The organism is Terriglobus albidus, assembly GCF_008000815.1.
Lineage (GTDB): Bacteria > Acidobacteriota > Terriglobia > Terriglobales > Acidobacteriaceae > Terriglobus > Terriglobus albidus_A.
Window position 1 is genome coordinate 717,086 of the sequence record NZ_CP042806.1, and the last position, 26,552, is coordinate 743,637.

Here is a 26,552-nt window from a genome sequence, read left to right on the forward strand (position 1 = left end):
ATGGATGAAGGACCCGGGGTAGTATCCCGAATTTGTCGATGCACCTTAGTGTGGTGAATCTGAAGTCCTTAGCAAGATTTGTCATCCTGAGCGACGTGAAGGACCTGCTTTTTCAACGCTTCGGATGGCAAACGCACTCATTATTTATGGCGCGAACTTCAGACTCAGGGACACTGGTTCCCGGGGCAACACGCATCCTGACATTTCCTTACACTCTGAAGCGCAACAGGAAGGCATCCCGTCCTGTCTGATGACATAGTTGTGCCGATCAGGAGAGCGGCATCGATCTATCTCTCCCCTTTGCCGAAGCAGGAAAGGATCATTCGCTATGAAACGTCTCTGGATAAATTCGTGGGCAATCTCTCTGATGAGTTGTTTGCTCTTTGCCGGACCTCTGTGCCGCGCTTACGCCGAAGACCCCAGTCTTCAGGAGCAGAGCGCGCAAGATCAGAGTCCCGCTGCAAGCACAGGCCGTCAGCCGATGGATCCTGACCAGGTGGTGGATATGCTCGCCGCTAAGCTCAACCTGACAGAAGAGCAGAAGGCACAGATCAAGCCCATCATCGCTGACCGTCAGCAGAAGCTGAGAGATCTGCGAGAGGATACCTCGTCGCGTCCCATGCAGCGCATGCGTAAGGCAAAGAAGATCGTGGAAGACAGTGATAAGAAGATAGAGCCCATCCTCAATGAGCAACAGAAGCAGCAATATATTCAGATCGAAGAGCAGATGAGGCAACAGGCCCGGGCTCGCATGCAGAACCGCGGCGCAGGCAACATGCAATAGGAATTCGGAGGAGATGTCCTGTGAGATCGTGCATCGCTTCAGTGCTGTTATTTGTATCGTTCTCCGCTCCGGTGTTGCCGCAGCAGCAGGACGCTCCGCCCATCCGGCTTGTCCGGCGCGGTCTCGATCTCCCGCCGGGAGCTACCTTTTTCCGCGACATGGCTTATGGCCAGGCATCGTCGCAGATCATGGACGTCTACCTGCCGCCAAATCCCCGGAATGCCCCCATCATTCTGATGGTGCATGGCGGAGGCTGGCGGATCGGCGATAAGACCTTGAGCGATGTTGTCGTGAATAAAGCGAACCACTGGCTTCGGAGAGGCTACGTCTTTATCTCGGCGGACAATCGGCTGCTTCCATCGGCGCGACCACTGGAACAGGCGCAGGATGTTGCGAAAGCCCTCAGCGTCGTACAGGCTAAGGCCGCCTCCTGGGGAGCGGATCCAAATCGCATCGTCCTGATGGGCCATTCGGCCGGCGCACATCTCGTCGATCTCCTCAGTACATCTCCTTCGTTGGTCGCCGGGCAGGGAGCGAAGTCATGGCTGGCGACCGTATCGCTCGACACCGCAACGCTCGATCTGATGGAGACCATGCAGGGGCCGCACTACCGTCTTTATGACAATGCCTTCGGATCCGATCCGGCGTACTGGAACCAAAACTCGCCGATGCAGCAGCTTACCCGGACGCCCATGCCGATGTTTCTGATCTGTTCGACAATTCGTCCCGACCATCCATGTCCACAGGCCGAGAGATTTGCTGCGAAGGTGAAGTCGCTCGGCGGCCGGGCGATGGTGCTGCCACAGAATCTTTCGCATATGCAGGTGAACGCCAACCTCGGCCTACCCGGTGCATACACCGACGCGGTCGATGCCTTTCTACAGAAGCTGGGACTTCCTTAGGCGCCAGGGTTCAACCTCTCCGCGCTTTCTATGAGTACGTCATGGTTTTGCTTAAGGGCATGGCTTTAGCTGTCTAGTCTCCAGAGATGGTTTACAGTTTGTCTCCACACATCCTTTACAGATTGAGTGAGTTTGCGGGGCAGGGTTCCACGATCGTGGAACCCTGCCCCGTGAGGTCGAGTTCCCGGATGGGCGTGTCACCGTAGAAGATCAGGATGCGTTGATCGATGCGAGCGAGACGGACAGGCTGATGAGCCAGGGCTCCGGCTACCTGCCAGCTGCGTCCGTCCAGCCAGAGCGCTCCGTTGCTGTTGAGCTCGCGCACTTCGGCATCCGGGGCATACGCGGGGTTACGTGGTTCGGTGTACTCTCGCTGGCTGGGGTGCCAGTGGTCTGCTGGCGTTTCCATGTCCAGCGCTTCATGGGGACGAACATGGTTGTACTCTTCCCGGAAGCGGTCCAGCCATGACTGGCCAGGCGGCGTATCCATCGGCCCGCACCTTCTCCGTGCCCGCTCCAGGGCACCGTGGAAGCGTTCCACCTTACCCTGGGTCTGCGGGTGGCGGACTCCGGAGAAGTACAGCCGGATGCCCAGCCGCATCAGCCACACGGATAGCTGCGTCCATCCTCCTGGTGACTGCGCGTTCCACCAGGGCTGGCCGTGATCCATCAGCATGGCCTCGGGCAACCCACAGTCAGAGAACGCCTTATCCAGCCTCTGTTGGACGACGAGACCTTCACCCGAGGACAGTTGCTCCAACACCAAGGCATAGCGGCTGTGGTCATCCAACACGGATAAGGGGCCAAGATGCGCGTTCCATCCCTTAGGGCTTTTGAAATCCATCTGCCAGAGCTGATTAGGCGCCTCGCGACAGAAGCTGCCAGTGGCCTGTGGATGGCTGTCCAGCCGGTGGATCAGACCGTGCCGACGCAACACTCGATGTACGGTCGACGATGGCACCTTCACCCCAGATCGGCCGAGCAGAACGCGAAGCTTACGTGCACCCCAGTCAGGATGCTGGCGCCGTAAAGACACGATCTGCTCTTCCAACTCGGCAGGGCTCTGACGGGGACTCAGCAGAGGCCTGCGGCTGGCTTCCTGCATGCCGGCCGCTCCATGCTCACGGTATCGCTTCAGCCACAGATAACCCGTCGGACGGCTAATCTCGTACTCCACACACAGAGACGAAAACGATCGCTCTCCAATCATCGCCGCCTCCACAAACCGCAATCGCTGCGCTTCCACTTCCACCTTCCTCCATGCCATCCAAAAACACCCCTAAACAGGCATAAACCTGTAAAGGATGTCTGGAGACAAGGTGTAAAGGATGTCATGGAACTGAACAGCTGAAGCCTTGAGCAAAACAAAGACATCTGCTTCTGTCCTACATGCGAGACGCGGGACCTACGTTTGAACCCCAGCCCTGCACCACCGGGAAACGCATCGTTACCTCAAGGCCGCCTTCCGCGCGGTTGCAGGCTTCCATAGCGCCTCCATGCAGCTCCACAATCCGCTGGCTAATGGAGAGGCCCAGGCCGGCACCGCGTCCGCTCTGTTCTCTCGATGCAGATACGCGAAAGAACGGCTCGAAGAGATGCGGCAGGGCATGCTCAGGAACGCCTTCGCCTTCATCAATCACACGTATCGTCGCCACTTGCCCCGCCGGCGTCTCATCCGAAAGAGTGACATTCACTTCGATGCCTGTATGCTGCGGTGTGTGCTGAATCGCATTGCGGACGACGTTCTCAATGCAGCGTTCCAACAGGTTGGCGTCGCCCTGCATCATTACTTCATTGGCGCCGGTCTGCACCAATGTCTTCTGCTCCGGCCGGCCTTCAAACGCAGCGTCTTCCAGAATGCGGCGCACCATGCCGGAAAGATCGATCCGGTCTCTGCGCGAGTTACGGTCTGAGGCTTCCATGCGGCTAAGCGTCAAAAGCTCCGAGATTAATGCTTCCAGCCGCCGAAGATCGCCTTCCATGCGTGACGCCGCGTCCGTATCTCCACGCTTGACCAGCTCCGCGGACAGGGTAAGCCGCGCCAGCGGTGATCGAAACTCATGCGAGATGTCGCGCAGCAACGTCTGCTGCCTTTCGATCAATGTCTGTACACGGTCGGCCATGCGATCGAAGTCAATCGCAAGCTCGCCCAGCTCATCGTCGCGTGGCCCCATCACGGGAGCCGCACGGGCCTTCAGATCGCCGGCGGCAATCCGTCTGGCCACACCCTGCAAGCTACGGATCGGTCGCGTGAGATAGCGGGCCATCAGGAGACAGAGCAGGCTCGCAACTCCCAGACCGGCGACCATCCGAGCCAGCAACGCGGCGGGTTGAAATGCTATCCGGGCCCTGCGTCTCGGGTGCTCTAATGCGACGAAGATATACTCTCCCCGATTACCGGGGATCGGTATCGCCGATGTCCAGGTCTGGATGTCGTTTTCGTTCCGCCGGCTAAGGCGCTCTCTGGCCAATACGGTGTCGGTGGTTGCAGGAACCTTGTGAGAGCCAAGCAATGCTCCATCAGGGCCTAGCAGGGCACCGTCTATTCCAGACGCCTGGATGTCGGTGAGGTAGTTGTTCAGGGCCGATGGGCCGCCATGCTCATACAGCTCGACAGCAGTCTGGCCATACCAGGTGAGCGAGTTCGCCAGCCACACGCGCAGCAGCGGACGTGTTCCCAGGGCGGCGTTCACCACGCCTACCGCGATGAGCACCAGGAGCGATGAGGCCCAGAACGACAGAAAGACCTTACCGAACATCCTCGGGAATAGCCTAAACATGCGAGCTCCCGGTGTAGCAATAGCCCACGCTGCGGATGTTCCGAATCCGTTCTCTGCCATCGGCATGGGGCCCAAGTTTTCTACGCAGGTTACTCATGTGGTTATCAATGCTGCGATCCACGGGGCCCATCGGACGCCCCAACGCCTGCTGGGAGAGATCGTCGCGTGTGACACAATCGCCTGCACGCCGAAGCAGTACAACCAGCAGGTCGAACTCCGCTGAGGTCAGGTCCATCGAAACGCCATCGCGTAGTGCCCGCCTGTTGGCAACTTCCACCGTGATATCGCCCACAACGATGATGTCTGCGGGCGCCGGAGGAGCGTGTCTGCGCAACACCGCGCGAATGCGGGCGATCAGCTCTCCAGGATTGAAAGGTTTGGCAAGATAGTCGTCTGCGCCATCTTCAAGCCCGGAGATGCGATCGGTTGCCTCCCCGCGCGCCGTCAGCATGATGACCGGGATCGCCGTTCTGGTGCGAAGATCCCGCAACAACGCACGACCGTCACCGCCTGGCAGCATGATGTCCAGTACGACAAGGCGGTGCCTGCCGGAGAGGGCCTCGGCCAGTCCACTCACAACGTCATGCCGTACCGCGACGGCAAACTGCTCCATCTCCAGCAGAGAACGCAGCATACCGCACAACTCGATATCGTCATCAATGACAAGCAACGATGGCGCGTTACCCTGTTCCACCTGCATCATCACCAGATCCGCCAGAAGTGGATTTTCTCTTGTTTATGAAAACACCAGGCAGTGGCATCGGTTGCTGTTGCGCCCTGTAATCCGACAAATCCTTACAAATCGTTATGTCCATGCCAGGCAGAGCATTTCTCCTGTAGGTGTATTGCGGGGCTTGGGCATCTATGGGCGTTTTCCGCAATGAAAACGCCGCTGTACCCTCCTCACGGGATACCCAGCAACAGGAGAAATGCTCTAGACATAACCTTACACTTCTATTCCGCGACCATTCCCGTACGGCCGGTTCTCACACGAATGTCGGCAGTGCATACGCCGCCGCACGCTACATCTCAAGGAGACACATCATGAACAGACTTTCTGCTATCGCAGCCATCTTTGCTTTGAGTACGGGAGTGGCGCTGGCGCAAAGCAGCACCACCACAACCACCGTGACCGGCGCCAATGGCCAGACGGCAACCCGCACTGCAACCCGTGGCAACGGCCAGACGAACGTTACGGTTACGGGCCCTAATGGACAGACCGCCACCCGCACTACCGGCCATTACGCCGGGGGCAACTCGACAACTGTTACCGGGCCAAATGGGCAGACCGCTTCGCGCACTGTCACCGGTCGCGGCACCGGTGATGTGAATGTTACGGCAACCGGGCCCAACGGGCAGACAGTCACACGCAACACGCAGCGCTACGCCGGCGGCAACTCCACCACGGTGACCGGGCCGAACGGCAACTCCGCAAACCGCACGGTCGTCGGGCGTGGTACAGGCAATGCGGTTGTGACACGCTCAGGGCCACGTGGAACCGTCGTGCGCCATCGCTAGAGCTCTAAATCCTTCCACCGATCTCTCTCATCGTGGCGCGAAGCCAGGTGTGCGCGGCATCCGTATTCAGGCGCGGATGCCACGTCATCACATAGCGGAAGGTGCTGATCTCGGCAGGTGGCTTCAGAATCTTGATCGCCGGGTTGGAGATAGCTCCCGCGATGAACTTCCTGGGTACTGTCGCCATCAACTTTGTTCCCGCAACACAACGTACGGCTGCTTCGAAATACGGGACGTGTATGGCAATCTGGCGCTTGTATCCTTTGGCCGCCAGCGGCTTGTCGGGCGCGACCTGTATCCCGCCCTGGATGCTGACGCAGATATGTTCCGCCTGAAGATACTGCTCCAGGCTCATCGCCTTTCTCGACGGATACTTCGCATCGACGACGCAGACAAATTCCTCATCAAAGATGGTCTGGCTCTGTAAAGGAGAGGGCGCCTCCACGATGCTGGCAGCAAAGGTCAAATCCACGCTGCCATGTCTTACTTCGTCAAAGGTGCCGCTGTGCCAGGCCACAAACTCGAAACGCACCTTCCTGGCTTTGGGCAGCACATCGCGACAGAGCTCAGGAATCAGGACAGCGGCTCCATTGTCCGTCACCGCAATCCGAAAGTTCGCCTGTTCGTTCGCAGGATCGAAGTTTGAGCCGCTCAAAAGGCGGTCCAACTTCGGCAGCATCACTTCTAGTTCACCTAACAGACGCTGACCCTGCGGTGTGAGCTCGTAACTCCCAGCCGATCGAACAAAGAGATCGTCATGGAACATGTCGCGCAGCCGCTGTAAGGCCCGGCTCACGGCCGGCTGGCTCAGCAGCAGCCGTGTCGCGGCGCGCGAAACATTTCTCTCTTCGGCAAAGACGGCGAAGATAACCAGGAGATTGAGATCGGCCTGTCGCAGTTGCGTCAAACGCATACGTACTATTTGTACGATGTCCTGGACGTATGGGGAATATAGTCCTCAATTAGAAATGTTCATGGCGCCAATTACGCGTTAGAGCATTTTTCCTGTTGCTGGGTATTCCGGAAGGGGCGTGCAGCGGTGTTTTCATTGAGGAAAACGCTCATAGATGCGGAAACCCTACACTACACCTACAGGAAAAATGATCTAGCCTTGATTGCCAAGGAGCACAGGAGACCGTTCCCGATGACGACGGCTGCACCCGTATCTGCCCAAAACATCAAACTCTCGCTTCGCCTGCGGATCACCCCTTGCCTCATCGGTCTGTTCTATCCGGTCCTGGTCTGGAGTGTTGCAGCGTGGTCACCCTTTGCGCTGCTGCTGACGCTGCTCGCACCGGCAGTATGTCTCTATCTCGCATTCCGATTGGCGCGGACGAATACTTATCGCCGTGCGACAAGGATTGCGTATTTCGCCATCGGTGCACCGGCGCTCTACAGCTTCCTGGGCGGCTGGCTCGATTCGCAGCGGTGGATTCCCTATCGCGCCAACGGCGTATGGGTTTTGTTGTGGTGCATTCTGCTACTGATCCTCCTGACCGAGCGGCCAGAAGCCGCCGACAATGCTGACGTACGTCCGGCAAAGCTGGCGGTCGCGCATGGAATCTCCGCGGCACTCATCACCATCTTCGCCGTCGCCCACCTCACCAACCATTTGGCCGGTGTTCTCGGCGGTGAAACGCATATCGCTGTCATGCGCCACCTGCGCGTGGTCTATCGCTCACCGGTAGTGGAGAGCCTGCTTCTGGCCTGCGTCCTCTTTCAGGTTGCAAGTGGCTGGGTGCTTCTCGCTCACAGGATACGCAAGCCATTCTCCGGTTGGATCGACACGGTACAGAACGCCTCCGGAATGTATCTTCTGCTCTTCTTTGCATCGCACGTAAGCGCGGTGATGCGGGCCAGATATCTTCGCCACATCGACACCAACTGGGTCTGGCTTACGGCAGATAACCTGCTCAAGGACCCATGGAGCGTTCGCCTGGTGCCCTATTACTTCCTTGGTGTCCTGGCGCTCGCGGTGCACGGAGCCTGTGGCGTGCGCCACGTTTTGGTAGAGCATGAGCGGCCTCGCCTCGCAGGTCGGGCATTCGCGACGATTGTGGCAGGAGGCGGGGTTGTTGCCCTCGTGATTATCGTGGCGCTCGTAGCAGGGTCGTTGTCCCATTGAGGCCGGTGTCCAGAATGAGCGGGAACTCGAACGAAGTTCGAACCGGTGGGAGCCGTGGGCTTTCAGCCCACGGTTTTCCGGTCTCATAATGTATGGGCTTTAGCCCTGGGCCTTTACGTGATGGTGACAGAGCCCCGACGCTTCTATGACCTTGAATCAGCGGGCTGAAGCCCGCTGCTCCCACCGGTTCGTAACCTTATCCAGATTGCTCGGCCGACATTCTTTTTACCCATCCTGGTCGAGGAGTGGGTGTTAAATACAACCCAGCAACTATGATTAAAAGAGCGTGACTTACACCATCGCAGCCTTTTACCGGTTCCTCTCGATCGCAGAGCCGAAAGCTCTCGCGGCAGAGTTACGTCGTCTCTTCCAGGACTCGGACCTGCTCGGCACTCTGCTGATTGCCGAAGAAGGCATCAATGGCACGATGGCCGGCTCTGCCGAAACCATCGACCGGCTGCTGGCGACTCTCGCCGAGAAGGTCGGCCTGGACCGCGCCGAAGTAAAGTTCACCGCTTCCAAAACAGAGCCCTTCCGCAAGCTGCGTTTTGCCGTAAAGCGGGAGATCATCACTTTCCGTCAGAACGTCAATCCCAACCAGCCAGGCACCTATGTCCAACCCGACGACTGGAACGAACTGATCGCACAGGAGGATGTATTGGTCCTCGATACCCGCAACAGTTACGAGACAGAGGTCGGCACCTTTGAGAGGGCGGTACTGCCGCAGACGGCCAGCTTCTCTGAGTTTGCTGCGTACGTACGTCAGAATCTGGATCCGGCAAAGCATCGCAAGGTAGCGATGTTTTGCACGGGCGGCATTCGCTGCGAGAAGGCCTCCGCCTTCATGCTGCAGGAGGGCTTTGAAGAGGTGTATCACCTAAGAGGCGGCATCCTGCGTTACCTGGAGCAGGTCCCTGAGCAGGAGAGCAAATGGCAGGGACAGTGCTACATCTTCGATAAGCGCACCGTGGTCACCCCGGAAGACTTCCAGTAAGTAGTGCATTTTCCCTGTTGCTGGGTATCCCGGAAGGGCGGGCAGCGGCGCTTTCATTGCGGAAAACGCCCATAGATCGAGAAACCCTGCACTACACCTACAGGGAAAATGCTCTAGCCCTAAAACTTATATCCCTTCCACAAATACTCCAGCGCCTCTGCCAGCGTCTGCTGTTTCACCGTTCGATCGGTATGCCCGGCATTGCGAGCGAAGACGAACTGGTAGTGGTAGCCCTTCGCCTTCAGCACTCGCGCCATATTCTCGTTGGCTACCACCCAGTCGTGCATGTTGTCGCGCATGGCATTAGGATTCAGATGATCGCGGTCACCCACCTCCATCCACAGACGTATCGGCTTCCGTGCGGACTGTGGGATCAGGTGTTCATGAAACTCCCACGCTCCATGCGGAGTCTTCGGGTCGCTCGGCCACTGCTGGTTCACATATGTGCCGGAGTAGGTCAGGACGCGATGGTAAAGCTCCGGGTGATACCAGGCCATGATCAGAGCGCATGACCCGCCCGAGCTTCCGCCCATACTGGCGCGGCCCTCTGGATCATGCGTAAGCTTCACATGAAACTGCGACTCCACCTTCGGTAAAACCTCCTGCTCGACAAACTCCGCATAGCGCCCCGACATGGTGTCGTACTCAAGGCCGCGTTCACTGCCCTGGGCATCGCCACTGCCGTTTGAGATGGAGATGGCAATCATCGGCGGAACCTTATGTGCGGCGATCAGCGAGTCGAGCACAGTGAAGAGCAGCGTATCCGGCCCATCGGCGCCGACAATGAAGGGCGCGGCTGTGCCCGCAACATACTGCTTCGGCACGTAGACCGTGACCTTGCGCGTATAGGGGGCGGGATGGCTGGTGGTGACGATCAGCTTCGCCGGATCGTTCGGATCGGGAGTGCCGAAGGTATTCGCCTCCCGCGCAATGCCCGGATAGATCTTGCTGTCGGCCGAGCTCAGGACAAACTCGCCGACATCGCCATGCGGTATTCCTTCGTGAGCGACGGCCTCTGGTGCGGGCTGATGTGTCGGCCCAAGAATGAAGTTGCCATCCTGGTCCGCTGGCGGAAGCTCCCCATCGACCAGATCTTTCGCCTCGACATAACCGGGCGTGTGCGCATCACGTGTCGGCGCCGGTGGCCGGACCGGTGTCGTGGACGGTGTCGCGGTTTGTGCATCCGCTCCCGCGCAGGTTGCCAGCAGAAGGACGGCACAGGAGAGACGGTAGAGAGACAGACGCATCGCAGCTTTCACCTCGCCGCGAAGTATATCCCGTGAGATCCGCCGCCTACTTCAATATCAATTTCATTGCGTAAAGATCCAACACGAAGCCGGATGTCTGCATATAGAGATCTTTCCCAGCATTCGCGAAAATCCAGTCGCGATGATCCTGGCGTTTCGTCATGATATGGGCAGGGCTGAGTGTCAGATTTTTCCCGTCGACCTGGAATGAGAGTTCAGAAACATCGATCGCATCGTTGCTCTCTGTGCCGCCGAGTCCGATGATCTCATTCTTTCCCGCTCTTCCGTGCTGTTGCAGATAGTCAGAGAACTTGCGGGCAAACGGCGCATAGATGTCAGTTGTAGTTGCGCCGGAGTCTAATGACATCCATATCGGGTTCTCTTGAAACTTCGCCTGCAAGACAAGGTGGTCTCCTGCATCGAAGATGAGGTTCGAGCGCTCTGGAACAAATTCGTGGGGTTCTTCCCCAATGGTGAGCGTGCCCTTCGCATCCCAGCGAAAGGTCGCAATCGCAACCATGAGTGGCAGGCCAATAATCCCACGATGATCCATGGGTACGAGAGACATCGGTGGCTGATCGTCCGGGAACACGGCAAAGGAGACATTTCGGAAATGCATCTTACCTATGGTGACCCGCTTTGCTGTTGCCATACGGAACCCGACGCTCTGTGCCATAGTCCCTAGGATGCCCGTAGAGTTTGAAAAGGTTAGGCCAAGCCGTTTTGCCTCATTCTCCGAGATGCATGAAAGATCGGCGCCATTATCAAAGAAAAATTCGACATGCTTTCCGTTGATCGTTGCCGGAGCGGGAAGCGAATGGCCGTCGTGGCGCAACACGGATGCGGCGCGTGGACCGTTCTCCTGATCGGGGAGATTCATAAAGGGAGCGTCCTCTTTTCTCTGTGAGGCGACCTCCTCTTTGCCAGGGAACAGCTTCCACTGTTCCTGGCGAATGGCGACAAGGCTATGGTAACGGCCAGACTTCTGATAGAGATTTGCCAGCCAGTTGTAAGCCTCGTAGGCATGTTCCGAGGTCGGCGCCTCCTGAACTACCTGCTTGAATAGCGACTCCGCTTTGGAATCGTTGTAGACGGCAGCCGCCACGGCGTTGTAGAAATCAGCGTTGCTGTCCTTTGAGGCCGCGATTCGAAGTTCGCTCCAACGTCGCTCACGGACAAGGTCGTCAAGAGTTGATGATGTGACCTGCGCACGCGTTGAGGGCGACACCATGCTCAACGCGAGCAGGCAGATTTTCATAGCTGATAGCCTCGAAACTTTATTCAATGCTTCCATCACTCAACTCCTCAATCGGTTTTACGCCCCATCCTTTTCCACCCAATCGTCTGAATCACAACCGCAGCAACGCTGAGGCAGGCAAACACAACCACCCATGGAACCTTGCGCTTCTCGATCATCTGGTACGCAACTCCATGCGCGATGGTGAGCCCGAAAGTGACATAGGCCCACTGCTGTATTGCCTTCCAGCGCCCCACACCGAGGCGCCGTAGCGAAAGGTCATTCGAGATTGCCAGCAGAAGCAGGAAGAGTATCGCCGCAGCTAAGCCTACAAAGTTAGCGAAGCCAAACTTTGTATTCTGGATCGCCAACGGATGCAGGCGCTTGAAGAAGTACATCCACATCCGCCCCCGCAAATGTACGGTCAAGCCCACGGCGGTATGTACCAGCGCAAGCATTGCGGCCCAGATGCCGATATCTCTGCGCAGATCGAAGCTTACCGGGTTCGGTCTGCGGCGAAGAACGTTCCACGGACCAAGCCAGAGCGAAGCCACAAAGAAGGCCAGGCTGGCATACGCCGTTGCCATGCTGAACCGATGCCTGAAATCGGGTGGAGGTGTCGCAAGATAAGCGCCGGCGGTGATGATGATCGCGCTCATAGCGAGCAGGCCGTGCCGCTTTGTGCGGTTCACCCAGTATGCTGTGCTACCCATAACTTTGTTTCTCTCTCGTAGACGCGGTTGCGGACGTTCTACGTCCTGGCAATTCCGCCCATCCTTCTTACCATTGTGGAACGGTCTTTGCGAAGCAGATGGAACCAATCAGGCAAATGGACGTGAAACCAGGTCGCTCTCCATCGCATCGTAGACAGCGATACGATGGGCAGGGTTCCAGATAAGCATGGTTGCAGGAGAGGTCCATGAAATCTGTTCTCTACTGGTTGGCGACAGGCATTATTGCGGCGGAGTTGTTCGTGGGAGGCATCGCCGATCTGATGCGAGCCCAATGGGCCTCGGCGGTGATGATCCACCTCGGTTACCCGCTCTACATGATGACGATCCTTGGCTTCTGGAAGGTCCTGGCCGCCATTGCTCTCGTCGTTCCCCGAATCAACCGCATCCGGGAATGGGCCTACGCCGGAACCGTATTTGAGTTGACCGGTGCTGCCGCATCTCACATTTTGCGCGGAGACGGACTTGCCGCGGCGATTGCTCCATCTGTGTTTACGTTGCTGACGCTCCTCTCGTGGATACTGTGGAATGCTCGCATAAGGATGGGCGCACATCCGTAGAGGATATGCGCCCGATGCAGAGGTCATCTCGAATATGCGGTCTTCTTCTATCGTCCAGCCACTAACTTTGCAAGCTGCTCCGTGCAGATCTTCCAGCCCTCATGGAAGCCCATCTTCTCGTGTGCTTCACGATCGGCTTCAGTCCAATGGCGGGCTACCGCCGTGTACTTTGTCTTTCCTTCGTATGCCTCGAAGGTAAGAGTGACAGTCATGAAGGGTTTCTCTGAGGGCTCCCAGGCGCTGGTGTACGCATCGGTGAAGACCACGCGCTCATTCGGTACAACCTCGAGGTAGACGCCGCGGCAGGGAAACTCCGTTCCGTCCGGACCGCGCATTACGAACAACGTTGTTCCGCCTGCACGAAGGTCGGTCTCCGCGTGTGGCGTCGTAAACGGCAGCGGAGCGATCCACTGTTTCATCAGCTCCGGTTCGGTCCATGCGCGAAACAGCTTCTCCGGGGCGGCGTCAATCACGCTGGTAAGAATCAGGTCGCGTCCTCTGGTCTCTGTCGTCGTGTTGCTCATACGTCCATTACTCCTTTTGCTGTGAAGATGTGAAGTCGACTACGTCGTCGCGGCTTACTGAGATAGGGCGCAGTTGAAGAACCACTGGATTCCGAACTTGTCAGTCAGCATGCCGAAACGCGCACCCCAGGGCATATCGCTCAGCGGCAGGCGAATCGTCCCGCCCGCCGCAACGGACGCAAAGAACTGTTCCAGTTCCGCCAGCGACTCGCAGTCGACTGAGACCGTGAAGTTGTTGCCGGCGTGGACCTTACCGCCGGGCGCCGAGTCTGAGGCCATCAGAATGGGCTGGCCCTTGTAGGTCAACTGGCTGTGCATGATCATGGCATTGGCATCGCTCGAAGGCTTGCCATCGGCGTCCGGATACGGGGTAAGCTGCAGCTCCGTGCCGAGACATTGTTGATAGAAATGCATCGCCTGGCGGCAGTTGCCTTCAAAGTGCAGAAATGCAAGAACGCTCTTCATCGTGATCTCCTTATGTCTGGTTGTAGTGGAATGGTGTTTAGCGAGCGAGAAACGTCTTCAGCCGCCAGTCGCGCAGATAGAGGCCGGTCCAGGCAATGCTTGCGAACACAACCGGAAACAGCATGTTGAACCATCCAGAGCTGATGCGGACATTCGCTGCCACGGCTCCGCCAAGGTAGCCGGTCAGCAGTACTGCGCCAAAAATGGCGGTGCGTGGAATCAGATAGAGAAGCGTGCTCAACAGTAGGGCGACGCCAAGGCCAATGATGCAGCTTTCGGGATAGCCGAGTTGCACGGTGGCCTGCACCACAAAAGGTGGCTTCACCAGCTTCATGCCGGCATCCATCAGAAAGAAGGCCGCGGCCAGCCAGCTCAACACGCGTCCAATCCAGAGTTGGGTCCGGGAAATGGTTTTCTGTCCGGGATGGGTTGAAAAGGTCTCAGAGTTCGCAATGGTCTGTGCAGTCATGGTTCGTGTTCTCCTTACGAACGCATTGACTGCCCCGGCAACCAAAACTCATCGGTGTCCAGAAAATATTTCTCGGGGCTCAAACAATTCAACCATTCAACAATTCAACTAATTAAACGGTCATCCCAAACCCGAACCGGGGAAACAGGCGTGCCGTATCCAGGAACGTGGTTACGCCCGCGATCCGGTCGCCATCCAGCTCCAGCACGATCAGGCCCCAGGCCTTATGCCCGCCCTCGGGATTCGGGCGGTACTGCACAAATGCAGGCCAGCCGGAGGCAGAGGTCGGGAATAAACGCGATCCCCTGCAGCCGCAACCCAGGCCCAGCATCCAGGTCTGAATCTCTTCCGGCCCCTGCAGCCATAGCTCAAACGGAGGCATGCACAGCGTGACATCCTCACGCATCAGCGCTGTAAGTCCGGCGACATCGTACTGTTCGAAGGCCGTAACATACCGTCGCAGCATTCCCTGCTGAGCTGCGGTCAGCGAGACCGGCTGTTCCTCACTGCGTTTCGCCAACGTTGCCCGGGCGCGCTGTAATGCGCTGTTCACTGAGGGCACAGAGGTCTCCAGCGTCTCGGCTACCTCGGAGGCAGAGCATCCCAGGACTTCTGTCATCAGCAACGCGGCGCGCTGCCGCGGAGCAAGATTCTGCAGCGCTGCCACAAAAGCAAGCCGCACGCTCTGCCGCTGCACCACCTGTTCCGCCGGACTGGCATCGTTCGAGACGACCTGGGTATCCAGAATCGGTTCGATCCAGTACTCCTGCGGTTGCTGTGTCAACGACTCCAGCGGAGGTGCACCTGAGGAAGGAATACCTTCGTCGACCGGCCTGGCGCGCCGGCCACGCTTCTTCAGTTCATCGAGGCAGACATTGGTGGCAATGCGATATAGCCAGGTCTTTAAGGTCGAGCGGCCGTCAAAGCTCTCAAGGCTCTTCCATGCCCGAATCATCGTCTCCTGCACGGCATCGTCTGCATCGAAGACGGAACCCAGCATGCGATAACAATGGCCGGTCAGAGCAGGCCGATACATCTCGATCTGGCTGATATCCATGGTCACAGAAGCGAGATCGATTGTAGCCGCTCCATCGAGCAGATGTCTGCCAGGCAACTGGTTCGATCCTTCAATTATTCAATTCTTCAATCCTTCAATCAGCCGTATGATGTTGCACATTGGTCGTCCACGCATAAGGTAGACAGCACTGATGGAGCCTCTGATCGTCCCGCCGCGGCCACGCCTCCACTCCATCGACGCGCTTCGTGGTCTGGTTATCTGTCTCATGGCGCTCGACCACACGCGCGACTTCTTTCACGCGAGTAGTTATGCCTATGATCCGTTAGACGCGGCGCAGACCACACCGGCGGTCTTTCTCACCCGTTGGATCACGCATGTCTGCGCTCCCGCCTTTCTTCTCCTTGCCGGTGTCTCGGCATGGCTGCAGCATCATCGCGGCAAATCGATCGCCCAGCTCTCCCGCTTCCTTCTCGCGCGCGGCGTCTGGCTTCTTGTGCTCGAGGTAACCGTCATCAGCTTCGGCTGGGCCTTCTCGGTTCCCTACCTCATCTACCTGCAGGTGATCTGGGCGATCGGATGCTCCATGATCGCCCTCGCCGCACTCATCTGGCTTCCACGCGCGGCCACCCTCGCTATCAGTCTTGGCATCATCGTGGGACACAATCTGTTCGACGGTTTCCACCCTGCAGGGCATCTAGGGCAACTTTGGGCTGTGCTTCACAGCGGCGGACGGTGGCCCAATACTGATGCAGCCCTGTTGCTCATTACCTACCCGCTGCTTGTCTGGATCGCTGTCATGGCGCTCGGTTATGCCATTGCGCCCGTCTTCCTTTCCCTTCGCCGCGGCCAGATCCTTACTGCCTCTGGCGTGCTGCTCCTGGTCTTCTTCTTCGGTCTTCGTGCATTGAACCTCTACGGCGACCCGCATCCATGGACATCCGGAGAGACTCCAGCGCAGACCGTTATGCATTTCTTCAACGTGCAGAAGTATCCGCCGTCACTGCTCTTTCTCTCCGTCACGCTCGGCATTCTCTTCCTTCTGGCGCCACTGTTCGATCGCTGGGACGGCCGCTTCACTGATATTCTTCGCGTCTTCGGCTCGGTGCCGCTCTTCGCGTATGTCGTGCATATCTACCTGCTCCATGCCGCGAACATCGTTCTGCTGATACTGACGCACAGGTCCATGGCAGGCGCCTTCGACCAGGTTCGCAGCGCATTCTTCCTTCCGGAAACGCTTGCGGGTTCCAGCTTCTCGCTGCCAGTCGTGTACGTAGTGTGGCTGGCGGCGCTTGTCCTCCTCTATCCACTCTGCCGCTGGTGGGCGATGGTCAAATCGCGAAGACGCTCCTGGTGGATCTCGTATCTATGACAGCTAAAACGCTGTCATCCTGAGCGCAGCGAAGGACCCGCCTTTCTGGTCGCCAGCTGAGATCAATCCATCCAACACCGCAACACGGTAGAATTCCATGCGATGCCCGGGAGGGAGCCCGAATGGATGCATTCGATCCGCAACGCCGTTCGTTCCTCGTGGGCGCCGGCAGCCTTGGCCTTACGCAGGTCCTTCCACCCGGTTCGACTCAGTCGCATACAACGCGACAGGGCCAGGTGCTCAGCGCGGGTGAAGGCGAAACCCTTATCCACTTCCGCGACAACGGCGCCATCCTCATTAAGGCATCTCCGGCAACAGGTTCCGACCAGCTCGCGCTTGGCACGCAGCAGGTGATGCAGGGTACGGGGATTCCCGTTCACCGCCACCTTCACATGGATGAAGTCTTCTATGTTCTGGAAGGCAGCGGCAGTTTCCTCCTGAACGATGTTCCCCATCCCTTCGAAAAGAGCACAAGCATCTTCATCCCGCGCAATGCGTGGCACGGCTTCCAGAACCCCGATCACGAACTGTTGCTGCTCTGGATAGTTTCACCTCCCGGACTGGAGGGTTTCTTCCGCGAGACTTGCGATGCTCCCGGAATACCGCCGAAGCAACTCACCCGCGAACAGATCCACGAGATCGCGCTCAAATACGGAACCGAATTCCGATAGCCACAGACATCATCAAACTAGGAACCAGCATCATGACTCCCCTTGACTGGCTACTCGAATCCGATCCCGCCATTCGCTGGCAGGCGCTACGTGACCTTATGGAATCTCCTCCATCGTCGGTCGAAGCAGAGACGATTCCACTATTCAACCATTCAACTATTCAACCAGCTTCATCCGAGCGCTCCCGCATCCCACTCGAAGGCCTGGGAGCGAAGGTTATCTCCAGCCAGCAGCCGGATGGTTCATGGCTCCGGACCGACGAGCCCAAATGGGCATCAACGCTTGTGACCATGCTTCTGCTGCGAGCCATGGGAATCGATCCAGCCGATCCCGCTGTCGATGCGGCTGTTGTCCGGCTCGAAACCAGCCTTTGCTGGGACGACCATCCAGGCTTCTGGGACCTGCGTCCTCCCACACCCGGTGGCAACCCGTTCTTTGAGGGCGAAGAAGAGCCTTGCATCAACGGCGGTGTGCTTGCACTCGGCGGCTACTTCGGCCGTCCGTCCTCAACTCTCGCGCAACGTCTTATCTCGCAGCAGCTTGAAGATGGCGGTTGGAATTGTGACGCGCCGACGAGCAGCCGCTCCTCCTTCCACACCACCATCTGCGTTCTTGAAGGCCTGCTCGAGTATGAACGCGCCGCCACCGCTGCTTCGGTGGTTAGCTCGGCTCCGGAGATTGCTTCAGCCAGAGCTCGCGGTGAGGAATACCTACTGCAGCGCAGCCTCTTCCGCCGGCTCTCTACCGGCGAAATCGCGAACGCCGAGTTCCTGGAGCTCGCCTTCCCGCCGCGCTATCACTACGACATTCTCCGCGCCCTCGACTACTTCCGTACCGCCAACCACGCCGATCCGCGGCTCAGCGAAGCAATCGAGATTCTCAAGAGCGGCCGCCAGCCCGACGGCCGCTGGCTTCTCGACCGTGCTTACGACGAGGCGCTCCCGTTTCCCGTGGGAGAAGCGGTTGGTGAGCCAAGCCGGTGGAATACGCTCCGCGCCCTGCGCGTGCTTCGCTGGTACGAACGGCAATAGCTTCGCCCGTCAGCGACGGCATTGCTGAATTCACCGCAGGATGCATGACGACGCAGCAGGAGAGGGGTATAGTCGAGGGGCCAGATAAGCGCGCTGTTCCATGCCGCTCCGGGAGACGCCAATGAGCACACCTTGGTCACGCCGCACCTTCCTCTTTACTGCCGCTTCAGCCTCTATCGCGCCTTCCTTCTCGTTAGCTGCACAGGAAGCCCTGCCTTCTTCTCCGGACGCAGCGCTTCAGCGGCTGATGGAAGGTAACCGTCGCTTCGTCGCAGAGCAATACACAAGCATCGCCCAGGACCTCAAGGTCCTGAAGGAACACACGGTCGACAAGCAGGAGCCCTTCGCGGCCGTGCTCTCCTGCGCCGACTCCCGTGTCCCCGTGGAGCTGGTCTTCGACCAGACCATTGGTCACATCTTCGTCAGCCGTGTTGCCGGCAACATCATCAACTCTGAGATCATCGGCAGCCTCGAATACGGAGCCGCGGTTCTGGGCGCGAAGGTCCTTCTGGTCATGGGCCATGCCAACTGCGGCGCGGTCAAAGCAGCCATCGCGAAAAAGCCTGTCCCCGGCCAGATTGCCTCGCTCTATCCGCATCTGCAGCCTGCCATCGAGGCCGCAGGAGGAGATCTGGTCGCCACCATCAAGAAAAATGCGCAGATCCAGGCCAGCCTACTCGCCCAGACCTCTACCGTGCTGCGGCCCCTGGTCAACGAGGGCAAGCTGAAGATTCAGGCTGCCTTCTACGACGTCGCCACCGGCGCCGTCACGCTTCTGTAGCCGGTGCAAACCTAAGTTGTTCTGTCTATTTGATAGCCGAAAGAATGACTCGGGCGGTGACAACTGCAATCTCCGGCCCGGCAACTAAGGTTGCATGAAACGGAAGGTGAAAGAAGCGCTGCGGATAGTCGCGTTTTCGGTGAGCGCCGTAGTCCTTGTGATGACGGCCTGCAAGAAGACAGCTACGGTCGCTCCTAACTATGCCGGCGCGATCGATACATACTATGCCGCTCACCCCCTGTGTGTATGGCCGGCGCCACCGCAGTTCCCCGTACAAGTAGCGCACTCTGACCAGGACAAGACGCGCCAGTTCGATGCCCTGGTCGACCAGGGACTGCTAACCCGCACCTCAGCCGAGAAGAAGATCATCATCGTCTCCAAACAGATGAACAACTACGACATCAGCGAAAAGGGCCGCTCCGCCTGGACAGTGGATCCATCCCAGCCCGGCTACGGCAACTTCTGCTACGGCCATCGCAAGGTTGCATCGATTGACAGCAACACGCCCACGTCCGATCAGCCAGGAGCGACCACGACGGTGAACTATCACTACACCATCGACGGCGTCCCCGACTGGGCAGAGGCCCCCGAAACCAAGATCGCCTTCCCAGCGATACAGTTCGCCCTCAGCGGACCAAAACCGACAACCGCAATGCTCACCAATACTCCGCAAGGCTGGCAACTGACCAAAACCGGCAACAGCACTACGGGCGACGACTCGGGCGTCGTGCAGTAGTTACGCTCTGCCTCCGTTCGAATAGAAGGGACGGCGGAGGATTATCTTTATAGCGCTGAAGGCGCGCTCTATATATCAGCCTGGGCAACGCCCCAGGTTAGCGGCATTAAGAGACCCAACCCGCCAAGCACCATTCAACCGATCCACTACTTACTCATAATGCCCAGCTGAACGGAAACACTTGCCTTCATCATTAAAGAAAAGGATCTCCCCACAGCGACGCCCCGCCTGGTTGGTGTAGCAGATCACCACCGAATTCGCTCCGGTGTAAACCGTCTCCAGCGTGAAATGCAAACCGGGGAACAGACCCATGGCCCTCTCCCAGTAAGCACGAATGGCAGGTTTACCATACAGCGTGCCGGAAGGCTCTCCCATGATGTTCACGATATGCGGAGACGACATCTCGAAGTCATCCGTGTAGAACGCCAACACACGATCCAGATCATGCGAATTCCAGGAAGCAATCCAGTTAGCGGCGAGATTCGAAGGCACCATACCTCATTGTGGCAAAGAGAGCCGCCTGATGTCTGCACGGTATTAATTTCTCAACCCACACTTTAGGGGCCCAACCATTGCATCGCAATGGGTGTATTCGAGCGTCAGCTCGAATCGTTTTGCTTAAGGGCATGGCTTCAGCCATGCCGCACATGTGCCAAAGAAGCAAGCGGCTTCAGCCGCTGAGGTCCGCTCTTCACCCCGTCCGCACCATCCAACCGCTGGGGTGGGCCATTCGACCGCAGCACGAACGATCTTTTATTTGTCATTTCGTAGCGCAGCGGAGAAATCTGCTTGGATTCAGGGTCCAAGCTGCTTCTCGACCCATACTTCTTCTCACAAACGAAGAACCGCTCAAACCCTAAACAATCCGCGAAACCCTCTGCCGCGATAAAAGCACGGCGCAGTGTTGTGATACACAAAGACACGCCCATACCGCCGGTCAGCGAAGATAGCTCCGCCCAGCTTCGTGATCTCATCCGACGTCTTCAACCAGCTCTGGGTCTTGGTATCGAAGCTCCCAAGCTTCTGCAGCTCCCGATACTGCTCTTCGTCCAAAGGCTCAATCCCGATCTCCGCCGCCATATCCAGCACATTGCCGGCGATCGGCAGGCCTTCTTTCTCCCGCTTCTTCTGCCCTTCGCGGTCATAGCAGACGTTCCTGCGGCCCTCGGGACTCTCGGCCGAACAATCGCAGAAGATGTATTCCCCCGTCTCGTCATCCCTGCCGATCACATCCGGTTCGCCGCCGGTCCGCTCCATCTCGCTTAACGTCCAAAGCGCCCGGGACTTTCGTGTAAGTCGTGCCTGCACGTCAGGCCATGAGAGATCCTCATGACGCTTCCCGTTCTTCTCGAAGCGGTCTTGAAGGGTTTTGAGAAGCGTCTCGCGTTGCTCCTTCGAGAGAGTCGCAGCGGCCACCGACGTAGCTCCTGAAATGGCGCGGCTATCAGTACCGGCCTTGTCCTGGATGATATCGCGCAAACGGCGCGTTATGAGCAATTCCTCTCCCTCGAAGACATACAGCTCTCAAATCTAGGGCAATCCCTGTCCTCTCGAAAAATCTCAACCTAATACATCTTCGTAGGCGTGCATGGATCATACCCAAGCGACTGCACGCTCACCGGCACCGGAGGTGTCGGCGGCGTTGACCATGGCACCGCGTTGAAATCGAAGAACTCCAGCAGATTCGGTTGCGCCGCATCGCGCGCCGTCAAGTGCGACGAGGCTCCCAGGAAGCGGTTCTCTACGAACTTGATCACGGCAGTATGGTCCATCGGCGTGTGCGAGACGAAGTGCTTGCGGCTGAAGGGCGAGATGATGATGTTCGGAACGCGGAAGCCGAGCTGGGCAGCGAAGCCTTGCTTGGCAGGAGCGTCTGCAGCGTTGGCTCCGGGATCGTTCGAGTTGAGGTCGCAGTGTGTCGTCGGAACTCCACCGCTGGGCACGCAGGGTTTGTAACTGTCAGGATTTACCGAGATCTGCGCGATGTCCGGAATCGAGCCGAGTGAAGCATCGGTGTTGGCGTTCGACGCGCCGGGCACTGGAGGAACATGGTCATACGGTCCGCCGCCCTCGTCATAGCTGAGGAAGAAGACCGAGTCCTTCCACTCCGGGCTGGCCGTGAGAGCATTCACGACCTTCGCAACCTGCGCCTGTCCGACGATGTTCGATCCGCCGGAGCCGGGATGCTCGTCGTTTTGACCATAGCCGGCCTCGATGAAGGCGAAGCTGGGCAGCGTGTTGTTGGTCAGATCGATGAAGTAAGTCGAGAGCGGCGCGACGTGGTTGGGATCGATGCAGAAGGAGTTGGAAGCATCGCCGACAACACTGGACTTCTGCGTCGGAGCCACACACGCTGCGCCCGAAGGGTTCTGGTAGAGGTATTTGTTCGCCCACCCGAAGTAGCTGAGGACAGTGGCTGGGAACTGCGCGGCCGCGCCTCCCGTGCAGTCATCGGCAGAGAGGCACGAGCCCTGCGTGACTGTGTAGTACACCTTCCAGCTCACACTGGACTGGTCCAGTTCCTGGAAGATGGTCGTCAAACCAAGCTGCGGCAGATGGTCGTTCGAGCCAGGATCGAAGACCAGGCCCTGTGTCGTTCCGCCGGTAAAGGTGGCGATGCGGTTGGGAATGCTCTTACTCGACAGTGGCGAGAACCAGCGGTCAGAGACGGCGAACTGCGAGGCCATGTAGTAGTAGTAGTTCAGGAATCCCTGATCGTAATACCCCATCACACGCTGCCCATTGGTATCGCTGTAGCTGCCGGAACATACGCCCGACTGCAGGCACGACTTCGCAAAGCCTTCGGCAGTGTGTACGAAGCCGTCGAGATTGATGCCGCGCAGTGTACTGAAGTCATAGCGGCTTACGTCACCGTAGCTCTCCAGCCATGAAGAGCTGGCGTCGTCGATACAACTGCTCTTCAGTTTGAAGAGCTGATAGGAAACACCTTCGTCGCTCTGGTTGCTGACACTCGCGAGCTTGTCGTCGATGCCGTCGACGTTGTATGTCTTGCCATCCTGGCCGATATTCCAGCCGTTGCTCAGGCGATACGGATTCAACATGCCGAAGTAGCTGTCGAAGCTGCGATTCTCCTGGAGCATGAAGACAACATGGTTGATCTTCTGTAGATCGGCTGCGGGCACAACCGTAACCGTTGCAACCACTGAGGTGTTGCCGTCCGCGTTCGTGGCCGTTGCCGTGTAGTTCGTGGTGGCCGTCGGAGTGACAACCTGCGTTCCGCCGGTCGCGGCGAGCGTGTAGTTGGAGCCATCGTTTCCGCTAATGACGACGCCGGTCGCATCGCCGGCGACGACCTTGAGAGTGGAAGAAGCGCCCGCGGTGATGGTGGAAGAGGTCGCGGTGAAGCTGACTGTGGGCGGCGCCTGATTTCTCACCGTAATATTCACCGGTGTGTTGAGCGCTCCGCCGCAGTTATCCCACTCCTGCACGACGGTGTTGTATGAACCTGGATTGAGAGTCAGCTTGGTGTTAAGCGACGAGCCGTTGACGTGGTAGGCGAGCGTGTTATTGACGTAGATGCCCATCGCCGCCACGCCGGCCGCGCAGGTGGTGCTGCCTGCCGAGGCGGTGTAGGTCACAGGCGAGGTATCCGTGCTGTTGTTCGCGGGCGAGCTGATGGTAACGCCATTCTGTGTGCTGCCGCCGGGGATCGTGATACTGACCGGCGTCGTCGTCGAACCGCCGCAGTTATCCCACTCCTGCACCACCGTGTAATACGAACCCGGACTCATCGTGAGCGAGGTGTTGAGCGATGCGCCATTCACCTGATAGACGAGCGAGTTATTAACGTAGATCCCCATCGCGGCGACGCCGCTGGCACAGCCGGAGGCAGTAGCCGTGGCAACATAACTGACCGGGGAGCTCACCGTCGAGCCGTTTTGCGGACTGGAAACCGTGACGGTAGCAAATCCGGGAGCAGCCAGGAGAAAAAAGACAGAAGCAAGAAAGACACACAGCTTGCGATTCATATTGTTTTGCCCTGCAAATCGTCAGAGGGATCGACCGGCGTCGGCTTTCCCGCACAACCGGACGAAGATGTGTGATGCCAACTTCTTCCGTAGCGATTGCCTGCGCCCGAAGATTTTTGCAGAGCCGGTATCGACAAGTTCGTTGGTAACCCGGGTTTGGCCCGAGCTATATAGGGCTATATATAAGCGCTGAAGGCGCGTTCTATACCAGCCTGGGGCAACGCCCGAGGTTTCCGGCCCATTGAAAACTAAGGGCTGAAGGCCCGCTCTATAGTTCTTCAGTGAAGGTGGGTCTTCGATAGATCGAGCAGCACCGAAGGCGAGAAAAGCGATTCGAGCTCCGCTCGAATGTCCCACATAAGCTACGCGTATGTGGGGCACCCAGTTTTGTTCAGTCGAAAATCAACACCTAGCCCGTATACGTCACCCGCCACACCGAATTGGAGGCGTCATCAGAAAAATACAGCGCCCCATCAGCCCCGGTGGTAATGCCAACCGGACGTCCCCAGACCGTGCCATCACTGTTCACAAAACCGGTGATGAAGTCTTCAAAGTATCCGGAGGGCTGGCCGTTCACCAGAATCACGCGCAGAATCTCGTAACCACCGCGCACCGACTTATTCCATGAGCCATGAGAAGCGACAAAGATATCTCCCTGGTAGATCGATGGAAATACGGTTCCGCTATAGAAGCCGATCTGCAGCGGAGCGAAGTGCGGCTGCAGCAGAACATCCGGCACGATGGTCTTACCGGCGAGTTCAGGATGACTGGCAGGCAACCGTGGGTCCGGATTGGCGCCAATGTAATACCAGGGCCATCCGTAGAAGCCATCTTCACTGATGCGGGTAACGTAGTCGGGTGGCAGGTTGTCGCCCAGGCCATCGCGTTCATTCACAGAGACCCAGATGTTGCCCGACGCATCCGTGGTTAGCCCGACAGCGTTTCGCAAGCCGGTGGCATACTGCTTCAGAAACGTGCCGTCCGGCGTATAGGCCAGAACATCCGCGCGGTTCACTTCGTTCTTATCGCTGTCCGTATTGGTGATGTTGCTGCTGGAACCGACAGAGACGAGCAGGCGATTGTCTTTGGTGAAGGTCAGCGTGCGGGTGGAGTGGCCTCCCGTGGGCAGCGACGGGACAATCACCTGTGCCGCTCCACGAGCCGTCGTATCGCCGTTCTGATACGCGAAGCGGACAACAGAGCCGGTATTGGCGACATAGACATACTGCGGGTTGGAATCTGCAGGATAGAAAGCGATGCCAAAGGGATAATTGAGCCCCGAGGCAAAGGTCGTTACGGTCTGTGCTGTGCCGTCGGAGTTCACGCCGTGAAGCACGCGCACCGCGTTACCGCCGGAATCCGCGAGAAAGATATCGCCGTTCGGCGCTGTAGTGAGCAGGCGGGCATTGCTGAAGCCCTTCGCGTAAAGCTGAACCTTGAAGCCTGCAGGAGCCACGGGGAACTGGTCACTCTTCCGGGGAGCGGCGGTGGGTCCGTTGGTGACAGAAGATGGTGTATTCGGTGCTGGCATGTCGGCAGGAGTGATCAAATGGCACACACCCGGAGACTGCTTGGTGTAATCGGTAAAAGCCGCGGCCCCGGTCAAGGTAGAGGTGCAACCCGAGGTGGCTGTCTTTGTATCCGTGGTCGGCGGAGTCGTCGGGGGTGGCGTATCGCCGGAGTTGGGAGGATTGCTCGTACAGGACAAGAGGAACAGTGTCGTCCCCAGCAGCATGGGCAGATAAATAGGACGCATAGAGGGAGTTGCCTCCTGCGAATGTCAGATGCCTTTCCTCGCGCATTGGAAATCTGAGACGAGTCCGGAACTACATGTAATTTCTTTGTCACTCGCGGCCTCTGTGTGAGGCCTGACTCGAAAGTCTTTTGTTTGTCATCCCGTAGCAACGCGGAGGGATCTGCTTTTCGCCCACCGGGTTCATACTCCTTCCAAACGAGATAATGAACATATGGTCAACATACGGCCCGCAAGCGCCGCCGACGCCGATAGCATCTGGCTCATCCTCGAGCCCGTCTTCCGTGCCGGCGAGACATACACTTTGCCTCGGGATATCGCGCGCGATGAGGCGCTTGCCTACTGGTTTTCAGCCGGTAACCAGGTCTTCGTCGCAGAAGATGCCGGTGAGATCCTGGGTACCTACTACTTGCGCGCCAATCAACGCGGCGGCGGATCGCATGTCTGCAACTGCGGGTATATGACAGCGGCGCACGCAACCGGCAGAGGTATCGCCAGAACGATGTGCATGCATTCCAAAGAGCAGGCAAAACGCTCCGGCTTCCGTGCAATGCAGTTCAACTTTGTGGTTAGTACGAATGAGCGGGCCGTAGAGCTTTGGCAGAGCCTCGGGTTTGCGATGGTCGGAAGGCTTCCTCGGGCCTTTGAGCATCCATCCAAAGGTTTCGTCGATGCGCTCGTCATGTTCGCGGAGCTCTGATCGAGAGGACAAGGTCCTTTTGTTTGTGATTTCGTAGCGTCTGGGATCCCCGACCAGCTTGCTGTTGGAGCGGTCTCCAAAGGAGCGGAGAAATCTGCTTCCCCACCCATACCCTTTCTTTCGGCCACAAAAACCTCCCTCACAACCTCATGCGAGATTTTGAAAGAC

The 26,552-nt window shown here is 58.0% G+C and carries 27 protein-coding genes; 12 read left to right on the top strand and 15 right to left on the bottom strand.

The genetic code is table 11. From position 1 onward, the window contains the following. Positions 1-328 precede the first annotated feature (328 nt). Positions 329-784: a hypothetical protein gene (locus tag FTW19_RS02975; RefSeq protein ID WP_147646259.1), complete on the top strand. Its 456-nt coding sequence runs from the start codon at positions 329-331 to the stop codon at positions 782-784. Between the two features lie 20 nt (positions 785-804). Continuing rightward, positions 805-1,686 (top strand): alpha/beta hydrolase, encoded by an 882-nt coding sequence (locus FTW19_RS02980; protein WP_222705522.1) that lies wholly within the window; start codon positions 805-807, stop codon positions 1,684-1,686. Positions 1,687-1,801: 115 nt separating this feature from the next. On the opposite strand, the gene FTW19_RS02985 is transcribed toward FTW19_RS02980, so the two are convergent. The 3 genes from FTW19_RS02985 to FTW19_RS02995 form a co-directional block, all read right to left on the bottom strand. Next, positions 1,802-2,953, bottom strand: a complete 1,152-nt coding sequence (locus tag FTW19_RS02985) for an IS481 family transposase (protein ID WP_147645759.1) — start codon at positions 2,951-2,953, stop codon at positions 1,802-1,804. A 118-nt stretch (positions 2,954-3,071) separates the two neighbouring features. Continuing rightward, positions 3,072-4,466, bottom strand: coding sequence for a sensor histidine kinase (locus FTW19_RS02990; RefSeq protein ID WP_187143223.1), 1,395 nt, complete (start codon positions 4,464-4,466; stop codon positions 3,072-3,074). Then, the gene (locus FTW19_RS02995) at positions 4,459-5,169 is read right to left on the bottom strand and encodes a response regulator transcription factor (protein ID WP_246153546.1); all 711 of its coding nucleotides are present in this window, start codon (positions 5,167-5,169) and stop codon (positions 4,459-4,461) included. Before FTW19_RS02995 ends, FTW19_RS02990 begins: the two co-directional genes overlap by 8 nt. A 341-nt stretch (positions 5,170-5,510) precedes the next feature. On the opposite strand from FTW19_RS02995, the gene FTW19_RS03000 reads away from it, so the two are divergent. Next, complete coding sequence (locus FTW19_RS03000) at positions 5,511-5,984, top strand: hypothetical protein (protein WP_147646262.1); 474 nt, start codon at positions 5,511-5,513, stop codon at positions 5,982-5,984. Positions 5,985-5,988: 4 nt separating this feature from the next. On the opposite strand, the gene FTW19_RS03005 is transcribed toward FTW19_RS03000, so the two are convergent. Then, positions 5,989-6,897, bottom strand: a complete 909-nt coding sequence (locus FTW19_RS03005; protein WP_147646263.1) for a LysR family transcriptional regulator — start codon at positions 6,895-6,897, stop codon at positions 5,989-5,991. A 231-nt stretch (positions 6,898-7,128) separates the two neighbouring features. Between FTW19_RS03005 and FTW19_RS03010 the strand changes: the two genes are divergently transcribed. Beyond that, complete coding sequence (locus tag FTW19_RS03010; protein ID WP_147646264.1) at positions 7,129-8,109, top strand: hypothetical protein; 981 nt, start codon at positions 7,129-7,131, stop codon at positions 8,107-8,109. Positions 8,110-8,395: 286 nt separating this feature from the next. After that, a complete protein-coding gene (locus FTW19_RS03015) occupies positions 8,396-9,103 on the top strand; it encodes a rhodanese-related sulfurtransferase (RefSeq protein WP_147646265.1) in 708 nt (235 codons plus the stop codon). A 119-nt stretch (positions 9,104-9,222) separates the two neighbouring features. Here FTW19_RS03015 and FTW19_RS03020 read toward each other — a convergent pair whose 3' ends face one another. The 3 genes from FTW19_RS03020 to FTW19_RS03030 are packed head-to-tail and all read right to left on the bottom strand — an operon-like array spanning position 9,223 to position 12,300. Next, the gene (locus tag FTW19_RS03020; protein WP_147646266.1) at positions 9,223-10,350 is read right to left on the bottom strand and encodes an alpha/beta hydrolase; all 1,128 of its coding nucleotides are present in this window, start codon (positions 10,348-10,350) and stop codon (positions 9,223-9,225) included. 46 nt (positions 10,351-10,396) lie between these two features. Beyond that, positions 10,397-11,644: a retropepsin-like aspartic protease gene (locus tag FTW19_RS03025; RefSeq protein WP_147646267.1), complete on the bottom strand. Its 1,248-nt coding sequence runs from the start codon at positions 11,642-11,644 to the stop codon at positions 10,397-10,399. A gap of 11 nt (positions 11,645-11,655) precedes the next feature. Next, positions 11,656-12,300, bottom strand: coding sequence for a ferric reductase-like transmembrane domain-containing protein (locus FTW19_RS03030; protein ID WP_147646268.1), 645 nt, complete (start codon positions 12,298-12,300; stop codon positions 11,656-11,658). 206 nt (positions 12,301-12,506) lie between these two features. On the opposite strand from FTW19_RS03030, the gene FTW19_RS03035 reads away from it, so the two are divergent. Further along, entirely contained in the window at positions 12,507-12,878 is a 372-nt protein-coding gene (locus FTW19_RS03035) for a DoxX family protein (protein WP_147646269.1), read from the top strand. 47 nt (positions 12,879-12,925) lie between these two features. On the opposite strand, the gene FTW19_RS03040 is transcribed toward FTW19_RS03035, so the two are convergent. The 4 genes from FTW19_RS03040 to FTW19_RS03055 form a co-directional block, all read right to left on the bottom strand. After that, positions 12,926-13,402, bottom strand: coding sequence for an SRPBCC family protein (locus tag FTW19_RS03040; protein WP_147646270.1), 477 nt, complete (start codon positions 13,400-13,402; stop codon positions 12,926-12,928). A 54-nt stretch (positions 13,403-13,456) separates the two neighbouring features. After that, positions 13,457-13,867 (bottom strand): VOC family protein, encoded by a 411-nt coding sequence (locus FTW19_RS03045; RefSeq protein WP_147646271.1) that lies wholly within the window; start codon positions 13,865-13,867, stop codon positions 13,457-13,459. Between the two features lie 37 nt (positions 13,868-13,904). Then, entirely contained in the window at positions 13,905-14,336 is a 432-nt protein-coding gene (locus FTW19_RS03050; RefSeq protein ID WP_147646272.1) for a DoxX family protein, read from the bottom strand. 112 nt (positions 14,337-14,448) lie between these two features. Beyond that, on the bottom strand, positions 14,449-15,450 hold the full coding sequence (locus FTW19_RS03055; protein ID WP_222705523.1) for a sigma-70 family RNA polymerase sigma factor: 1,002 nt from the start codon (positions 15,448-15,450) through the stop codon (positions 14,449-14,451). 94 nt (positions 15,451-15,544) lie between these two features. Between FTW19_RS03055 and FTW19_RS03060 the strand changes: the two genes are divergently transcribed. The 5 genes from FTW19_RS03060 (at position 15,545) to FTW19_RS03080 (ending at position 19,942) form a co-directional block, all read left to right on the top strand. After that, positions 15,545-16,723 (top strand): DUF1624 domain-containing protein, encoded by a 1,179-nt coding sequence (locus tag FTW19_RS03060; protein WP_147646273.1) that lies wholly within the window; start codon positions 15,545-15,547, stop codon positions 16,721-16,723. A 122-nt stretch (positions 16,724-16,845) separates the two neighbouring features. Continuing rightward, positions 16,846-17,394: a cupin domain-containing protein gene (locus FTW19_RS03065; RefSeq protein ID WP_147646274.1), complete on the top strand. Its 549-nt coding sequence runs from the start codon at positions 16,846-16,848 to the stop codon at positions 17,392-17,394. A 32-nt stretch (positions 17,395-17,426) separates the two neighbouring features. Next, entirely contained in the window at positions 17,427-18,425 is a 999-nt protein-coding gene (locus FTW19_RS03070; RefSeq protein WP_147646275.1) for a hypothetical protein, read from the top strand. Between the two features lie 121 nt (positions 18,426-18,546). Further along, the gene (locus FTW19_RS03075) at positions 18,547-19,206 is read left to right on the top strand and encodes a carbonic anhydrase (protein WP_147646276.1); all 660 of its coding nucleotides are present in this window, start codon (positions 18,547-18,549) and stop codon (positions 19,204-19,206) included. A 94-nt stretch (positions 19,207-19,300) separates the two neighbouring features. Continuing rightward, positions 19,301-19,942 carry a hypothetical protein gene (locus tag FTW19_RS03080; RefSeq protein WP_246153547.1) on the top strand — a complete coding sequence of 214 codons (642 nt, stop codon included), beginning with the start codon at positions 19,301-19,303 and terminating at the stop codon, positions 19,940-19,942. Positions 19,943-20,092: 150 nt separating this feature from the next. Here the strand turns inward: FTW19_RS03080 and FTW19_RS03085 are convergent, their stop codons facing one another. The 4 genes from FTW19_RS03085 to FTW19_RS03100 all read right to left on the bottom strand — a co-directional run bounded on the left by FTW19_RS03085 (position 20,093) and on the right by FTW19_RS03100 (position 25,687). Then, a complete protein-coding gene (locus FTW19_RS03085; protein WP_147646277.1) occupies positions 20,093-20,437 on the bottom strand; it encodes a nuclear transport factor 2 family protein in 345 nt (114 codons plus the stop codon). Between the two features lie 354 nt (positions 20,438-20,791). Beyond that, a complete protein-coding gene (locus tag FTW19_RS03090; RefSeq protein ID WP_222705524.1) occupies positions 20,792-21,439 on the bottom strand; it encodes a DUF4256 domain-containing protein in 648 nt (215 codons plus the stop codon). Between the two features lie 68 nt (positions 21,440-21,507). Continuing rightward, positions 21,508-23,931, bottom strand: a complete 2,424-nt coding sequence (locus tag FTW19_RS03095; RefSeq protein WP_147646278.1) for an alkaline phosphatase family protein — start codon at positions 23,929-23,931, stop codon at positions 21,508-21,510. A 409-nt stretch (positions 23,932-24,340) separates the two neighbouring features. After that, the gene (locus tag FTW19_RS03100; RefSeq protein ID WP_147646279.1) at positions 24,341-25,687 is read right to left on the bottom strand and encodes a PQQ-dependent sugar dehydrogenase; all 1,347 of its coding nucleotides are present in this window, start codon (positions 25,685-25,687) and stop codon (positions 24,341-24,343) included. 211 nt (positions 25,688-25,898) lie between these two features. Here FTW19_RS03100 and FTW19_RS03105 point away from each other — a divergent pair, with 211 nt between their 5' ends. Further along, complete coding sequence (locus FTW19_RS03105) at positions 25,899-26,384, top strand: GNAT family N-acetyltransferase (RefSeq protein WP_147646280.1); 486 nt, start codon at positions 25,899-25,901, stop codon at positions 26,382-26,384. Positions 26,385-26,552 lie beyond the last annotated feature (168 nt).

Excerpts from the sequence above, each read along its gene's own strand:
- FTW19_RS02975 (WP_147646259.1), top strand. The coding sequence starts at position 329 with ATGAAACGTCTCTGGATAAATTCGTGGGCAATCTCTCTGATGAGTTGT.
- FTW19_RS02985 (WP_147645759.1), bottom strand. The coding sequence starts at position 2,953 with ATGGCATGGAGGAAGGTGGAAGTGGAAGCGCAGCGATTGCGGTTTGTG.
- FTW19_RS02990 (WP_187143223.1), bottom strand. The coding sequence starts at position 4,466 with ATGTTTAGGCTATTCCCGAGGATGTTCGGTAAGGTCTTTCTGTCGTTC.
- FTW19_RS02995 (WP_246153546.1), bottom strand. The coding sequence starts at position 5,169 with ATGATGCAGGTGGAACAGGGTAACGCGCCATCGTTGCTTGTCATTGAT.
- FTW19_RS03000 (WP_147646262.1), top strand. The coding sequence starts at position 5,511 with ATGAACAGACTTTCTGCTATCGCAGCCATCTTTGCTTTGAGTACGGGA.
- FTW19_RS03005 (WP_147646263.1), bottom strand. The coding sequence starts at position 6,897 with ATGCGTTTGACGCAACTGCGACAGGCCGATCTCAATCTCCTGGTTATC.
- FTW19_RS03010 (WP_147646264.1), top strand. The coding sequence starts at position 7,129 with ATGACGACGGCTGCACCCGTATCTGCCCAAAACATCAAACTCTCGCTT.
- FTW19_RS03020 (WP_147646266.1), bottom strand. The coding sequence starts at position 10,350 with ATGCGTCTGTCTCTCTACCGTCTCTCCTGTGCCGTCCTTCTGCTGGCA.
- FTW19_RS03025 (WP_147646267.1), bottom strand. The coding sequence starts at position 11,644 with ATGGAAGCATTGAATAAAGTTTCGAGGCTATCAGCTATGAAAATCTGC.
- FTW19_RS03030 (WP_147646268.1), bottom strand. The coding sequence starts at position 12,300 with ATGGGTAGCACAGCATACTGGGTGAACCGCACAAAGCGGCACGGCCTG.
- FTW19_RS03035 (WP_147646269.1), top strand. The coding sequence starts at position 12,507 with ATGAAATCTGTTCTCTACTGGTTGGCGACAGGCATTATTGCGGCGGAG.
- FTW19_RS03040 (WP_147646270.1), bottom strand. The coding sequence starts at position 13,402 with ATGAGCAACACGACGACAGAGACCAGAGGACGCGACCTGATTCTTACC.
- FTW19_RS03045 (WP_147646271.1), bottom strand. The coding sequence starts at position 13,867 with ATGAAGAGCGTTCTTGCATTTCTGCACTTTGAAGGCAACTGCCGCCAG.
- FTW19_RS03050 (WP_147646272.1), bottom strand. The coding sequence starts at position 14,336 with ATGACTGCACAGACCATTGCGAACTCTGAGACCTTTTCAACCCATCCC.
- FTW19_RS03060 (WP_147646273.1), top strand. The coding sequence starts at position 15,545 with ATGGAGCCTCTGATCGTCCCGCCGCGGCCACGCCTCCACTCCATCGAC.
- FTW19_RS03065 (WP_147646274.1), top strand. The coding sequence starts at position 16,846 with ATGGATGCATTCGATCCGCAACGCCGTTCGTTCCTCGTGGGCGCCGGC.
- FTW19_RS03070 (WP_147646275.1), top strand. The coding sequence starts at position 17,427 with ATGACTCCCCTTGACTGGCTACTCGAATCCGATCCCGCCATTCGCTGG.
- FTW19_RS03075 (WP_147646276.1), top strand. The coding sequence starts at position 18,547 with ATGAGCACACCTTGGTCACGCCGCACCTTCCTCTTTACTGCCGCTTCA.
- FTW19_RS03080 (WP_246153547.1), top strand. The coding sequence starts at position 19,301 with ATGAAACGGAAGGTGAAAGAAGCGCTGCGGATAGTCGCGTTTTCGGTG.
- FTW19_RS03085 (WP_147646277.1), bottom strand. The coding sequence starts at position 20,437 with ATGGTGCCTTCGAATCTCGCCGCTAACTGGATTGCTTCCTGGAATTCG.
- FTW19_RS03095 (WP_147646278.1), bottom strand. The coding sequence starts at position 23,931 with ATGAATCGCAAGCTGTGTGTCTTTCTTGCTTCTGTCTTTTTTCTCCTG.
- FTW19_RS03100 (WP_147646279.1), bottom strand. The coding sequence starts at position 25,687 with ATGCGTCCTATTTATCTGCCCATGCTGCTGGGGACGACACTGTTCCTC.
- FTW19_RS03105 (WP_147646280.1), top strand. The coding sequence starts at position 25,899 with ATGGTCAACATACGGCCCGCAAGCGCCGCCGACGCCGATAGCATCTGG.